At 39.1% G+C, this 14,327-nt stretch carries 12 protein-coding genes and 1 other annotated feature; of the genes, 10 read left to right on the top strand and 2 right to left on the bottom strand.

Features of this window, described 5'->3' with window-relative positions; genetic code table 11:
* Positions 1–2: 2 nt before the first annotated feature.
* Positions 3–488: a LiaF transmembrane domain-containing protein gene (locus OK414_RS24530; protein WP_013059363.1), complete on the bottom strand. Its 486-nt coding sequence runs from the start codon at positions 486–488 to the stop codon at positions 3–5.
* 329 nt (positions 489–817) lie between these two features.
* Between OK414_RS24530 and hemA the strand changes: the two genes are divergently transcribed.
* From hemA to ysxE, 8 genes are all read left to right on the top strand, one after another.
* Positions 818–2,158: a glutamyl-tRNA reductase gene (gene hemA / locus OK414_RS24525; RefSeq protein ID WP_034648743.1), complete on the top strand. Its 1,341-nt coding sequence runs from the start codon at positions 818–820 to the stop codon at positions 2,156–2,158.
* Between the two features lie 14 nt (positions 2,159–2,172).
* A complete protein-coding gene (locus OK414_RS24520; RefSeq protein WP_013059361.1) occupies positions 2,173–3,006 on the top strand; it encodes an inner membrane protein YpjD in 834 nt (277 codons plus the stop codon).
* 13 nt (positions 3,007–3,019) lie between these two features.
* On the top strand, positions 3,020–3,952 hold the full coding sequence (gene hemC / locus OK414_RS24515; protein WP_016765662.1) for a hydroxymethylbilane synthase: 933 nt from the start codon (positions 3,020–3,022) through the stop codon (positions 3,950–3,952).
* Positions 3,952–4,725: a uroporphyrinogen-III synthase gene (locus OK414_RS24510; RefSeq protein WP_016765661.1), complete on the top strand. Its 774-nt coding sequence runs from the start codon at positions 3,952–3,954 to the stop codon at positions 4,723–4,725. The genes hemC and OK414_RS24510 overlap by 1 nt, the downstream gene beginning before the upstream one ends.
* Before the next feature lie 17 nt (positions 4,726–4,742).
* Positions 4,743–5,723 (top strand): porphobilinogen synthase, encoded by a 981-nt coding sequence (hemB, locus tag OK414_RS24505; RefSeq protein WP_014458109.1) that lies wholly within the window; start codon positions 4,743–4,745, stop codon positions 5,721–5,723.
* 16 nt (positions 5,724–5,739) lie between these two features.
* A complete protein-coding gene (gene hemL / locus OK414_RS24500) occupies positions 5,740–7,029 on the top strand; it encodes a glutamate-1-semialdehyde 2,1-aminomutase (RefSeq protein WP_013059357.1) in 1,290 nt (429 codons plus the stop codon).
* Positions 7,030–7,176: 147 nt separating this feature from the next.
* The gene (gene spoVID / locus OK414_RS24495; protein ID WP_205661964.1) at positions 7,177–8,364 is read left to right on the top strand and encodes a stage VI sporulation protein D; all 1,188 of its coding nucleotides are present in this window, start codon (positions 7,177–7,179) and stop codon (positions 8,362–8,364) included.
* 77 nt (positions 8,365–8,441) lie between these two features.
* A complete protein-coding gene (gene ysxE / locus OK414_RS24490) occupies positions 8,442–9,491 on the top strand; it encodes a spore coat protein YsxE (protein ID WP_013085128.1) in 1,050 nt (349 codons plus the stop codon).
* Positions 9,492–9,502: 11 nt separating this feature from the next.
* Here ysxE and OK414_RS24485 read toward each other — a convergent pair whose 3' ends face one another.
* Positions 9,503–9,700 carry a hypothetical protein gene (locus tag OK414_RS24485; protein ID WP_013059354.1) on the bottom strand — a complete coding sequence of 66 codons (198 nt, stop codon included), beginning with the start codon at positions 9,698–9,700 and terminating at the stop codon, positions 9,503–9,505.
* Positions 9,701–9,930: 230 nt separating this feature from the next.
* Positions 9,931–10,175 (top strand) — a binding site (T-box leader).
* 82 nt (positions 10,176–10,257) lie between these two features.
* Between OK414_RS24485 and OK414_RS24480 the strand changes: the two genes are divergently transcribed.
* Both OK414_RS24480 and OK414_RS24475 read left to right on the top strand, forming a co-directional pair.
* Entirely contained in the window at positions 10,258–12,900 is a 2,643-nt protein-coding gene (locus OK414_RS24480) for a valine--tRNA ligase (RefSeq protein WP_263045118.1), read from the top strand.
* A 96-nt stretch (positions 12,901–12,996) separates the two neighbouring features.
* Positions 12,997–14,295 carry a bifunctional folylpolyglutamate synthase/dihydrofolate synthase gene (locus tag OK414_RS24475; protein WP_034648752.1) on the top strand — a complete coding sequence of 433 codons (1,299 nt, stop codon included), beginning with the start codon at positions 12,997–12,999 and terminating at the stop codon, positions 14,293–14,295.
* Positions 14,296–14,327: the final 32 nt, after the last annotated feature.

The following is a 14,327-nucleotide window of genomic DNA, read 5'->3' as shown; positions in this document are numbered from 1 at the left end:
GATTACTTTCGTTTGAAAAATAATAAATATAGCCCAACTAGTAACAATAAAATAGGCCAGAAGGTTGTTAAATAATTTACGCCGTCTTCAACTTTTGGCAAAAATAGTTTAAGACGGTCTGAAAACATCATTAAAATGGCAATAATTAAAAGGGTGCCGCCTTGGAAAAAGCCTGATTTGGCTTTTCTAGCACTAAGTAAAAAGCTAATAGCCACCATAAAAACGACCATGCTAATATTCGTAGGCCAAAAGGGAATTTGTTCACTTACATAGAAATGAATACCTAAAGTGATTAATATGTAGCTTGCAAGCAAGTTTGAATGATCTTGAGATAAAGCAGACTCAGTTAACAGGGCTGCTCCTATTAAAATTAACAGTACAGGCCACGTGTATACCTTTGCTGCAATGCTCATATGTAGTTCATTCAGTAAGAAAAAGATTCCAAATCCAACTAGTAAGACACCAAAAAACATTGATTGCTTTTTCATAGTAACCTCCAGGTGTTTCAAAACAGAAAACGTGATAAAACGCTGCTTTTTTGATACAATTTATTACGGAATAACAGTTAATATCTTAACACATGTTTTCAAAGACTGTTCACATTTTTTTTTCGAATGACTTATAGAACATGTTATAATAGTTAGAGATAAGGCGAAGCTTACACCTGTGTAATGTACGCCGCTTTTTACGAATAGTAGAATGAAGAACGCCGGATTTTACGGGCAGTTATCTCACTGTAGCTCTTTGGGAATTTAGGGGTTACTGCCCGTCAAATTCGGATAAATAAGCACATTTCAATTATAGGGGGTATGTACAAATGCATATTATAGCAGTCGGCTTAAACTTTCGAACAGCCCCTGTTGAAATAAGAGAAAAGCTTAGTTTTAATGAGCAAGAACTAGCATCTGCCATGAAAACGTTAAGCGGCCAAAAAAGTATTTTGGAAAACATCATTGTTTCAACATGCAATCGTACGGAAATTTATGCTGTTGTTGATCAATTACACACGGGCCGTTATTATGTAAAAGCATTTTTAGCTGAATGGTTCGGAATAGATAAAGAAGAGTTTTCGCCTTATTTAACCATCTATGAAAATGATGGAGCCATCGAACATTTATACCGAGTAGCATGTGGATTAGATTCAATGGTGATTGGTGAAACACAAATTCTTGGACAAGTGCGTTCAAGCTTTTTGCTTGCTCAAGAAGAAGAAACAATTGGAACGGTTTTTAATCAGCTGTTTAAACAAGCTGTGACATTAGCCAAAAAAGCTCATCATGAAACAGAAATTGGTGCAAATGCAGTTTCTGTCAGCTATGCAGCCGTAGAGCTTGCTAAAAAGATTTTTGGAGATTTATCGTCCAAACATGTGTTGATTCTTGGTGCGGGAAAAATGGGTCAGCTTGCCGTACAGAATTTATATGGCAGCGGAGCTAAAAAAGTAACGGTAGTGAATCGAACATTTGAAAAGGCACAAGAGCTAGCAAACCGTTTTTCTGGAGAAGCCAAACCATTTGCTGATCTTCAACATGCTTTAAGCGAAGCAGATATCTTAATTAGTTCAACAGGGGCTAATGACTATGTAGTAACGAAACAAATGATGAGTGAAGCCGAGCGTACGCGTAAAGGTCGTCCATTGTTTATGGTAGACATCGCCGTTCCACGTGACTTAGATCCAGAACTAGATGAGCTAGAGACGGTCTTTTTATATGATATCGACGATTTAAACGGGATTGTAGAAACCAATTTGCAAGAGCGTCAAAAAGCTGCGGATGAAATTGAAATTATGCTTGAAGCTGAAATTGTTGCTTTCAAGTCTTGGCTTGGTACATTAGGCGTTGTGCCTGTTATTTCTGCACTTCGTCAAAAAGCACTTACCATTCAAGCTGAAACGATGAAAAGCATTGATCGTAAGCTCCCAGATTTATCTGAGCGCGAGCGCAAAGTTTTAAATAAACATACAAAAAGTATAATTAATCAACTTCTTCGCGATCCAATTTTATACGCGAAAGAATTGGCTGGAGAGAAACATGCTGAAGAGTCTTTAGAGCTGTTCATGAAGATTTTTAATATTGAACAGGAAGTTGCTTTGCAAAAAGAAAAAGAAGAGCAGCTTCATACATCGATTACGTCTCATTCAGTAGCTTATCAGTCTTAAGTGAGGATTGAATAATGGTTGATATGGAATTAACCAGAATCTATGAATTGATTGTGATTTTGTACGCGGTGAGCGTTTTATTATATTTTATTGATTTTGTACAAAATAACCGGAAGGCAAACTCGATAGCCTTCTGGTTACTTTCTATTGTGTGGGTTTTGCAAACAGCCTTTTTAATTTTACGAATGTTTGAGACGGGAAGGTTTCCTATTCTTACCGTTTCTGAAGGGCTGTATTTTTACGCGTGGGTCTTAATTACTCTTTCACTTGTGATTAATCGCCTGTTTCGCGTTGATTTTATGGTGTTTTTTACAAATGTGATTGGTTTCTTAATTATGGCTATTCATACGTTTGCTCCACTTGAAACATACACTGCTGTCCAGTCGGAGCGCCTTGTGTCAGAATTATTAATCATTCATATTACCATGGCTATTTTATCTTACGGCGCTTTTTCAGTCTCTTTTGTTTTTTCCGCTCTGTATCTTGTTCAGTATAATTTATTGAAAAAGAAGAAGTGGGGCAAGCGCTTGCTAAGAATTGAAGATTTAACAAAGCTAGATTACATGTCCTATGTATTAATTTTAATTGGTGTACCGCTGTTATTGCTTTCGTTAATCTTAGGAATCATATGGGCTTATATTAAATACGTAGATTTTCATTGGTACGATACAAAAGTGTTAGGTTCATTTTTAATGTTTGTTGCATACAGCGCTTACTTGTATGCTAGACTGCGTAGAGGTATTCAAGGAAAGGCAATCGCAATGTGGAATATTGGATTGTTCCTAGTCTTACTTATTAATTTCTTTTTATTTGGCAGTTTATCGAATTTTCACTTTTGGGGTTCGTAATTAGGAGGACAACATGCGAAAAATTATTGTCGGCTCTCGTCGAAGCAAACTTGCGTTAACACAGACCAAGTGGGTCATTGAACAGTTAAAAAAACAAGGTCTTCCTTTTGAGTTTGAAATTAAAGAAATGGTTACAAAAGGGGACCAAATTTTAAATGTAACGCTGTCCAAAGTAGGCGGTAAAGGTCTTTTTGTAAAAGAAATTGAACAAGCCATGTTAGATGAAGAAATTGATATGGCCGTTCATAGTATGAAAGATATGCCAGCTGTTTTGCCAGAAGGATTAACGATTGGATGTATTCCTTTACGAGAAGATCATCGTGATGCGCTTATTTCAAAAAATGGTGAACGATTTGAGGAGCTACCAAGCGGTGCTGTGATTGGGACAAGCAGCTTGCGTCGAGGGGCACAGCTTCTATCTATGCGTTCAGATATCGAAATTAAATGGATTCGAGGAAATATCGACACACGCCTAGAGAAATTAAAAAATGAAGATTACGATGCGATTATCTTGGCAGCTGCAGGGTTATCTCGTATGGGCTGGTCGAGAGATACGGTCACTCAGTACCTAGAGCCGGAAATAAGCGTTCCCGCTGTAGGACAAGGAGCTTTAGCTATCGAATGCCGAGAAAATGACCATGAATTATTATCGCTTCTTCAAGCTCTAAATCATGATGAAACCGCTCGTGCTGTTAGAGCTGAACGCGTATTTTTAAAAGAGATGGAAGGCGGATGCCAAGTGCCGATTGCGGGTTATGGGCGTATATTGGACGGCGGAAACATTGAGCTAACGTCGCTAGTCGCGTCTCCTGATGGCAAAACGATTTACAAAGAGCAAATTACGGGAAAAGACCCGGTTGCTATCGGTTCAGAAGCTGCTGAGCGCTTAACATCTCAAGGAGCTAAGCTTTTAATTGACCGTGTAAAAGAGGAGCTGGACAAATAATGAGTCATGAGGCTCCTCTTTTTTTGAAAACAGTTTTGATTACAAGAGAAGCGAAGCAGGCTCATTCATTTGCAGCACAGATTAAAAAGCTTGGAGGCATACCTTTAAGCTTACCAGTCCTCACGTTCGCACGTTCTAACAATGAAAAAGAAGTGGAAGAGGTCCTGCTGTCAATTGACTGTTTTGATTGGATTGTTTTTACAAGTCAAAACGGCATTTCTTTTTTCTTTGAATGGCTAAAAGAGTTAAATATCAGTTGGAGTGCTTTAAAAAGATTAAAAGTGGCTGCGGTTGGAGAAAAAACCGCAAAATTGCTAGAAAAACATGATGTTAACGTGCAACTTGTTCCAAAAGAATACGTGGCGGAATCACTTCTTGAGTCGTTAAAAGCAAATGTGTCACATCACGAGCGAGTTCTCCTTGTACGAGGACAATTAGCCCGCTCTGTTTTAAAAGATGGCTTAAAAGAGTGTGAGGTAACGGATTTAGTTGTATATCAGACCATTCGAAATCAAGACTCTGAACGCTTGGTTAAGCAACATTTAGAAACAGGAATTGATGCCATTACTTTTACAAGTTCTTCTACAGTGAAATTTTTTGTCGAGTCAATTAAAGATATTCCGAATTGGCTTGAGCTTATAAATAGAACCAAAGTTGTTTGCATTGGTCCTATTACCAGTCAGACAGCGAGCGAATATGGAATTAAGCATCTTGTTCCTAACACATACACAATAAATGGTATGATAGATATGTTGGTTAGTTGTTTTGAATAATAAAGGAGGATTTTAACATGAAAGATTTACAATTTACACGTCATCGTCGTCTTCGTAATTCTGTAAATATGCGTGCGCTTGTACGTGAAACACATTTACATCCTGAAGACTTTATATATCCTATTTTTATTGTAGAAGGTGAACAAAAAAGAAATGCTGTAAAATCAATGCCAGGTGTGGATCAAATTTCTTTAGACTACTTGAATGATGAAATCCAAGAGTTAGTCGATTTAGGAATCAAGTCAGCTATGGTATTTGGTGTTCCCGCTGAAAAAGATGCGGTCGGCTCACAGGCATACCATGACCACGGAATTGTTCAAAAAGGTATTCGTCAAATTAAAGAAAATTTTCCAGACTTTGTTGTTATCGCAGATACATGCTTATGTCAATACACAGATCATGGCCACTGTGGTGTAATTGAAGACGGAAAAATCTTAAACGATCCTAGCCTTGACTTATTAGCGCGTACAGCGGTTAGTCAAGCTAAAGCAGGAGCGGATATTATTGCGCCTTCAAACATGATGGACGGTTTTGTGGCAGCTATTCGCCATGGTCTAGACGAAGCTGGATTTGAAGATGTGCCTGTGATGTCTTATGCTGTTAAATATGCATCTGCTTTTTACGGACCATTCCGCGATGCAGCGCATTCTTCTCCTCAATTTGGAGACCGTAAAACATATCAAATGGACCCAGCCAATCGCTTAGAAGCACTTCGAGAAGCGGAATCTGATGTAGAAGAAGGAGCAGATTTCTTAATTGTAAAACCAGCTCTATCTTATTTAGATATTATGCGCGATGTGAAAAATACATTTAATTTACCGGTAGTGGCTTATAATGTGAGTGGTGAATATTCGATGATTAAAGCGGCAGCTCAAAACGGCTGGGTAAATGAAAAAGAGATTGTTCTTGAAAAATTAATTAGCATGAAGCGTGCAGGAGCGGATTTAATTGTAACGTATCATGCTAAAGACGCAGCACGCTGGTTATCTGACAAGTAATTAAGGAGGCTTACACATGAGAAGTTATGAAAAGTCAAAAGCAGCTTTTTTAGAAGCGCAGCAATTAATGCCGGGTGGAGTAAACAGTCCTGTTCGTGCATTTAAATCAGTAGATATGGATCCTATTTTTATGGAACGAGGAAAAGGCGCTACGATTTACGATATTGACGGCAACAAATATATTGACTACGTCTTATCATGGGGACCTTTAATTCACGGACATTCCAACGATCAAGTAGTTGAAGCAGTCAAAAAAGTAACGGAATCTGGTACAAGCTTTGGTGCACCAACATTAATTGAAAATGAGCTTGCTAAGGTTGTGATTGAGCGCGTTCCTTCAATCGAAATCGTCCGTATGGTGAGTTCAGGTACGGAAGCAACGATGAGCGCACTGCGTTTAGCACGTGGCTATACGGGTCGCAACAAAATTTTAAAATTTGAAGGCTGTTACCACGGACACGGTGACTCTCTTCTAATTAAAGCTGGATCAGGCGTTGCAACGTTAGGCCTACCAGATAGTCCGGGAGTGCCTGAAGGAATCGCTAAAAACACGATTACAGTGCCGTACAATGATCTAGAAAGCGTACAATATGCTTTTAAAGAATTCGGAGATGACATTGCCGGAGTAATCGTTGAACCGGTAGCAGGAAATATGGGTGTGGTACCCCCTCAGCCAGGTTTCTTACAAGGGCTTCGTGATATCACATCAGAATATGGCTCACTGCTCATTTTTGATGAAGTAATGACAGGGTTCCGCGTAGCGTACAACTGTGCACAGGGATACTACAATATTACTCCTGACTTAACTTGCTTAGGAAAAGTAATCGGTGGTGGTTTACCAGTAGGTGCTTACGGTGGTAAAGCTGAAATTATGGAGCGAGTTGCACCAAGCGGCCCGATTTATCAAGCAGGTACATTATCAGGTAATCCGCTTGCGATGACAGCTGGATACGAGACGTTAACGCAGCTGACACCTCAATCCTACGATGAGTTCATTCGTAAAGCAGATCGCTTAGAAGAAGGATTGATGGCAGCAGCTGAAAAATATGATGTGCCGTTTACCGTAAACCGAGCTGGTTCAATGATTGGTTTCTTCTTTACAAACGAACAGGTAATAAATTACGAAACAGCGAAAACATCGAATTTAGATTATTTTGCAGCTTACTATCGTGAAATGGCTAATGAAGGCGTATTTTTACCTCCTTCTCAATTCGAAGGAATGTTTTTATCAACTTCTCATACAGATGCAGACATTGAACATACAATTGCAGCAGCTGAAAAAGCTTTTTCGAAGTTACGTGGATAAACAGCTAAATAAGATTGACTTTTATATCAAGGCTTACGGAGGATTCCGTAAGCTTTTTTAGTTTTAAAGACATATTTTAATTTATTTGTTCATACATCTTTAATGACCGCGCTATTACCTGGCGGGTGTTGGAAGGGGGAGAACAATTTGTCGCAGGATAATTTATCATGTCTGCGTTTTTCCGTAGAAGAATCAGTATGGTTTCAAAAAGGACAGGAAGTCTCACAACTTTTGTCTATCTCCTTAGAGCCTCAAGTATCTATTCAAGAATATGACCAATACGTGTCTATTCGAGGAGCATTACAATTAACAGGTGAATACGAAACGTACGAGGGAGAGCACTCGTTACGCGAATATACAAATGAGAATCAAGTGCAATCTATCTCTGTCCGTGAAGACGGAACGGCTGAATTATCACATCAATTTCCTGTTGATATTACCATTCCTAAAAATCGTATTCAAAGTATTGAAGACGTATATGTATCTATTGATTTATTTGATTATGAATTGCCAGGCACAAATCAGCTGCAGCTAATGGCTGACTTGTCCATCACAGGATTGTACGAACAGCATGAAGAACGAGAAGAAGAGGAAGAGTTTTCGGAGGAACAGCACATCGTCTCCTATGAAGAAGTGGACGATGCTGAAGAGGTATATACTGAAAACGTTGCTCAAGAAGAAGAACAAGAGGAACAAGAGTTTGACGTAAGCTATCGTGAAGCTCCCGCACTTTTAGAAGCAGAGGCTATTGAAGAAGAGCATTCAGAAGAAGAGCATTCAGAAGAAGAGCATTCAGAAGAGACCCCTAGTTATTTTTCATCTGTATTTAAAAAAGAATCTCGTGCTGAGCCGGTCGTGGAATATGAAGAGGAAGCATATGAACCATTTGAAGTCGAAGTGAAAAAAGAGGCCCAAATCGAGGAAGAAAGAGAAGACAATGTGATTGAACTGTTTCAGCTTCGTCAAGAGCAAGAAAGCTTCGAAGAATCGCAAGCTAGTGAATTGAATACGTATGCTGACGTTCAACAAGAGGCTGAGCAAGAAGAAGCTGAACAAGAAGAAGCTGAACAAGAAGAGGAAAAGATTATTGTTGAATTTCGGAAAGAAGAAAATGAAAGCGGCCGAAATGAAAACGCCCTTTATTTAACAAAGCTCTTTTCGCGGGAAGAAGAAGCTTTTTCAACTTGGAAGCTTTGTATTGTTCAAGACGGAGATTCGCTTGATACGATAGCAAACCGCTATAATACGAATGTACAAAACATTTTACGAGTAAATAATTTAGAAGATGAATATGAGCTGGAAGAAGGAAGCATCTTAAATATTCCCGTTCGTTAAAGTCGGAAAGAAAACAGTTTTGACGCATATAATGTCTTAACTGTTTTCTTTATTTTTTACGAGGAAGGAGAATATAGATGCAGCGGACAGTAGCAGACTATAAAGTATTGTTAAAAGAATATGACTTAGATGTTGACTTTATCGAAGACTACGGAAAAGTAAAAAAAGTCTATACGAAAACCGGCGTGTTTGCGCTTAAAGAAATGGCGAATCATCAAGAACGAAATCAAAACTTCATTCAAAAGCTGCAGAACGTGTATCAAAAAGGATGGATGGGATTTGTCCCTATTTATCAGACGAAGCGTTCTCAGCCCATTGTTTCAGATGAAAGCGGCTCGTATTACTTAATGCCGTGGCTCCCAAATAATCCAACCGAAGAGCGTGATATTCGATATCATAAATTATTTCAAGAGCTTGCTAAGCTTCACGGCGCTTCGGCGCAGGAAGTAGAAGTGAAAAAAGAAGATATAGAAAATCATTATACATCGATGAAAGAAACGTGGGAAAAACGTCAGGAAGAGCTGAAGCAGTACGTAGTAGAATGCGAGAAGAAAGTTTATATGTCCCCGTTTGAATTGCACTACTGTACATTTTATTATGAAATGACAAGAGCGCTTGAATTTGGTTTTGGAAAGCTCGATCAGTGGAACGATGAAATGGAAGAAAAGGAAAAGATCCGGCTGGTTACGTCTCATGGAAAGCTATCGGCTAAACATTTTATCTATGACGAACGGGGAAATGGTTTTTTTATTAATTTTGAACATGCAAAAGATGCTTCACCGATTTATGATTTGGTCTCATTTTATTTCCGTACTCTTCGCACATACCCAGTAACTACCTATGACAGCTATGAGTGGTTTAGTACGTATGAAAAACATTTTGCTCTCAGAGAAGAGGAACGGCTGCTTTTACACAGTTATTTGGCGTTTCCAGAACCCTTGTATCAGTGTATCGTTCAATATAGGCAGCATAAAGAAAGTAAAACAGAGCTTGAACATATGCAGTCATTTATTCGAGCATACTGGCTGACGAAAAACATTGAACAGCTCAATATTAAAATATTTGAAGTAGATCAGCAAAAAAAAATGGCAGCGGAAGCAGCTGCACAAGCCCAAGCGAACGAATAGCGCTTGGGTTTTTAAATCCAGTCCGAATATAAAGCAACCGCTAGTATGGCAAGCAGTGCCAACAACAGTACATCAAAGGTTGTAGGGAAAAATAGTGTACGTATACCTTGAAAAATTGTTAAAGGAACGATAAACTGTCCACAAGCCGCTCCTGCTGTTTTGAGCCACCGCTGCAGCTGATACGAATTTACATTTATTCGTTTCTTCATTTGTACATGCCCCTTTCAATCCACGTGCCCAGGTTAAAGTAAGTATATGAAAAAAGAAAGAAATGGTGCCATTTTTTTGAGCGGACTCTTCATTTTATTTCCAAAATTAGCGAGTGAATGAAAAAATAAAGAGCAGAACAAAAAAATTATGAATATAATCGTAAAAAAGTGGAGAAGATTATTGACGATTCAACATTTTTTCATATAGTATAATTAAGAGAATTTCATACATAAATACAGTGAATAGGAAGAGTACGGGATGTTCGTCTTTCAGAGAGAGAAATCAGCTGCTGTGAGATTTCTTAAGAATGTGCACTCGGAATGTCGCCTATGAGTAGCTTTTTTGAACAGCTGCATAGCTCAGTAGAAAAAGCCGGTTAATCAACCGTTATGAAATGAAGTGTATAGGCTTATCAAACGGGATAGGTCTATAAAAAAAGGTGGTACCGCGAAATCAACTCCTTTCGTCCTTTTATTAGGAAAGGAGTTTTTTTATGTTTATAAAAGCTTTACACAGTTTCTAAAGACTGAAACTTTATATTATGGAGGTATACATTATGTCTGAAAAAGAAGTGACTCTTCCAACGAAGTATGATCCAAAAGCCGTTGAAGAAAATCGTTATCAGTATTGGTTAGACGGGAAGTTTTTTGAAGCAACAAATGATCCTGAAAAAGAGCCATATACAATTGTAATTCCACCCCCAAACGTAACGGGCAAGCTGCATTTAGGCCACGCTTGGGATACAACGTTACAAGACATCTTAACGCGTATGAAGCGCATGCAAGGCTATGACGTTTTATGGCTTCCTGGCATGGACCATGCGGGGATTGCAACGCAGGCAAAAGTAGAAGAAAAGCTTCGCAGCGAAGGGAAAAGCCGCTACGATCTAGGCCGCGAAAATTTTGTAGCCGAAACATGGAAATGGAAAGAAGAATATGCAAGCTTTATTCGCCAGCAGTGGTCGAAGCTAGGACTTGGCTTAGACTATTCACGCGAGCGCTTCACGCTTGATGAAGGCCTTTCTAAAGCAGTGCGCGAAGTATTCGTAACGCTTTACAAAAAAGGGTTAATCTATCGCGGAGAATATATTATTAACTGGGATCCAGCTACAAAAACAGCTCTTTCAGACATCGAGGTTATTTACAAAGATGTACAAGGTGCGTTTTATCATATGCGCTATCCGTTGGCAGATGGTTCTGGACATATTGAAATCGCAACAACTCGTCCTGAAACGATGCTAGGAGATACGGCTGTAGCTGTTCACCCTGAAGATGATCGCTATAAGCACTTAATCGGCAAAAAGGTTGTCCTTCCGATTGTAGGGCGTGAAATTCCTATCGTAGGCGATGATTATGTTGATATGGAATTCGGTTCTGGTGCGGTAAAAATTACGCCTGCTCATGACCCGAACGATTTTGAAATTGGAAACCGTCATAATTTAGAGCGTATTTTAGTGATGAATCAAGACGGTACGATGAATGACAAAGCAGGTAAATATGAAGGAATGGATCGTTTTGCTTGTCGTAAGCAAATTGTTAAAGACCTTCAAGAAGACGGCGTATTGTTCAACATTGAAGACCACATGCATTCAGTAGGTCATAGTGAACGAAGCGGTGCCGTTGTTGAACCTTATTTATCAACTCAATGGTTTGTAAAAATGCAGCCGTTAGCAGATAAAGCAGTAGATCTTCAAAAACAAGAAGAAAAAGTAAACTTTGTACCTGACCGTTTTGAAAAGACATACTTACACTGGATGGAAAATATTCGCGACTGGTGTATTTCGCGTCAGCTTTGGTGGGGACACCGCATTCCAGCTTGGTATCACAAAGAAACTGGAGAGGTATACGTAGATCATGAGGCTCCAGCAGATATCGAAAACTGGGAACAGGATTCAGATGTATTAGACACATGGTTCAGCTCAGCGCTATGGCCGTTCTCAACAATGGGCTGGCCGGATGTGGATGCAGCTGATTTCAAACGCTACTACCCAACAAATGTGCTTGTAACAGGCTATGACATTATCTTCTTCTGGGTATCTCGTATGATTTTCCAAGGTCTTGAATTTACGGGTAAACGTCCGTTTGACGATGTACTGATTCACGGTCTTGTCCGAGATGCTGAAGGTCGTAAAATGAGTAAATCACTTGGTAACGGCGTAGATCCAATGGAAGTAATCGAGAAATACGGTGCGGATTCTCTTCGCTACTTCTTATCTACAGGAAGCTCACCGGGACAAGATTTACGCTTCAGCTTTGAAAAAGTCGAAGCGACGTGGAACTTTGCAAATAAAATTTGGAATGCTTCTCGTTTTGCATTAATGAACATGGATGGCATCACATTTGAAGAGCTTGATTTATCAGGCGAAAAATACGTTGCCGATAAATGGATTTTAACGCGCTTAAATGAGACGATTGAGCACGTAACAAAATTAGCTGACAAATATGAATTCGGTGAAGTTGGACGCATTCTCTATAACTTTATTTGGGATGATTTCTGCGATTGGTACATTGAAATGGCTAAACTTCCTCTTTACGCAGAAGATGAAGCAGCTAAAAAGACAACACGCTCAATTTTAGCTTATGTACTTGATAACACAATGCGACTTTTACATCCATTCATGCCGTTTATTACTGAGGAAATTTGGCAAAGCTTGCCGCATGAAGGCGAATCAATTACAGTAGCTAAATGGCCGGAAGTACGCGCTGAGCTTTCGGATAAAGAAGCTGCTAACGATATGCGTTTACTTGTAGATATTATCCGTGCTGTTCGTAATATTCGTGCTGAAGTGAACACGCCGATGAGCAAACAAGTAAAATTATTTATTAAAGCTAAAGATGAAAATATTCAAAGCCAGCTTGAAAAGAACCGTGCGTATGTAGAACGTTTCTGTAATCCAAGTGAGCTTGTGATTTCAACCGATGTTTCATTAGATGAAAAAGCGATGAGTGCTGTTGTAACAGGAGCAGAATTAATTTTACCTCTTGAAGGTTTAATTAATATCGAAGAAGAGATCGCACGTTTAGAAAAAGAATACGACAAGTTAAACAAAGAAGTAGAACGTGTACAAAAGAAATTAAACAACCAAGGCTTTATTGCAAAAGCGCCTGCTAAAGTAGTAGAAGAAGAGCGTGCAAAAGAGCAAGATTACGTTGAAAAACGTGAAGCTGTTCAGTCTCGTATTGCTGAATTACGCGGATAATCAATGGGTTAATGAATGAACAGAAAAAGCGTGGCTTGTATAGCGACGCTTTTTCTTTACATAATAATAGCGATGGAAAAGAAAGGTGAATAAAAGATGATAACGACATATGAAGAAGCGCTTGATTGGATTCATAACAGACTTCGCTTTGGAATCAAGCCGGGGTTAGAACGAATGGAATGGATGCTAGAGCAGCTTGATTTTCCGCAGCAAAATATAAATGCTATTCATGTTGCTGGGACGAATGGTAAAGGTTCTACTGTTTCTTATTTGCGAAACATGTTAGAAGAAGCAGGGTATAAAGTTGGAACGTTTACTTCCCCTTATATCGAAACATTTAATGAGCGGATTAGCGTGAATGGACAGCCTATTTCAAATGAAGCAATGACCGCTCTTGTTCAGGAAGTAAAGCCTGTAGTGGAGCGACTAGAACATACGGACTTAGGGTCAGCAACGGAATTTGAAGTGATTACAATCATGGCTTTTCTTTATTTCGGCTATCATGATTCAGTTGACTATGCTGTGTTTGAAACAGGTCTTGGGGGACGATATGATTCAACAAACGTTGTGAGTCCTATGGTGAGTGTTATTACAAACATTGGATTTGATCACATGGCGATACTAGGTGATACGGTAGAAGAAATTGCAGCAGAAAAAGCGGGGATTATTAAAAAAGAAGTCCCTATTATTACGGGTGCCGAGCAGGTAAAGGCGCTTGACGTCATTACAGAAGAGGCAAATTCGAAGCAGGCTCCGTTATTTGTGTTAGGAAAAGAATTTAAAATTGAAAACTATGAGCCCTTAGCAAATGGAGAAGGCTTTACGTTAAAAACGCCGTATGGCACATTTAAACACTTGCAATTAAATATGCTTGGCTATCATCAAGTTAAAAATGCAGCTTTGGCTCTCATGGCCGTTTGTTATTTAAAAGAAAAGAAAAAGCTTTCTATCTCCAAAGAGCAAATGATAAAAGGGATTCAGCATACAAAGTGGAACGGCCGCTTTGAGATAGTAAATGAGCATCCCTTAACGATTATTGATGGGGCTCATAATGCAGAAGGCATTGATAGCCTGTTATCTACTTTACGCCTTCATTATGAAGATCGAAACATTCATTTAGTTTTCAGCTGCTTAAATGATAAAAGCGCTGATCGAATGGTCCAAGAACTTGAAACAATCGCTGCAAGTATTACATTTACGTCGTTTGACTTTCCTCGTGCTCGCACAGCCGCGGAGCTTTATGAGATGAGTACTCATCATAATAAGCATATGGACGAGAATTGGAAAAAAGCAATTGCTTACGTAAAGGAAAAGGCGACAGGTGAACAAGACATGGTCGTGATTACAGGGTCTCTGTATTTTATATCAGAAGTGCGGGCTTTTCTTCTCAAATGAGCAAAAGCAGCAAGTGGAATCTTGCTGCTTTT

It is taken from the genome of Priestia sp. JV24 (genome assembly GCF_025910025.1).
In the GTDB taxonomy this organism is placed as follows: Bacteria; Bacillota; Bacilli; order Bacillales; family Bacillaceae_H; genus Priestia; species Priestia megaterium.
Note: the sequence above shows the minus strand (reverse complement) of the source record. Positions and strands in the feature narration are given on the sequence as shown.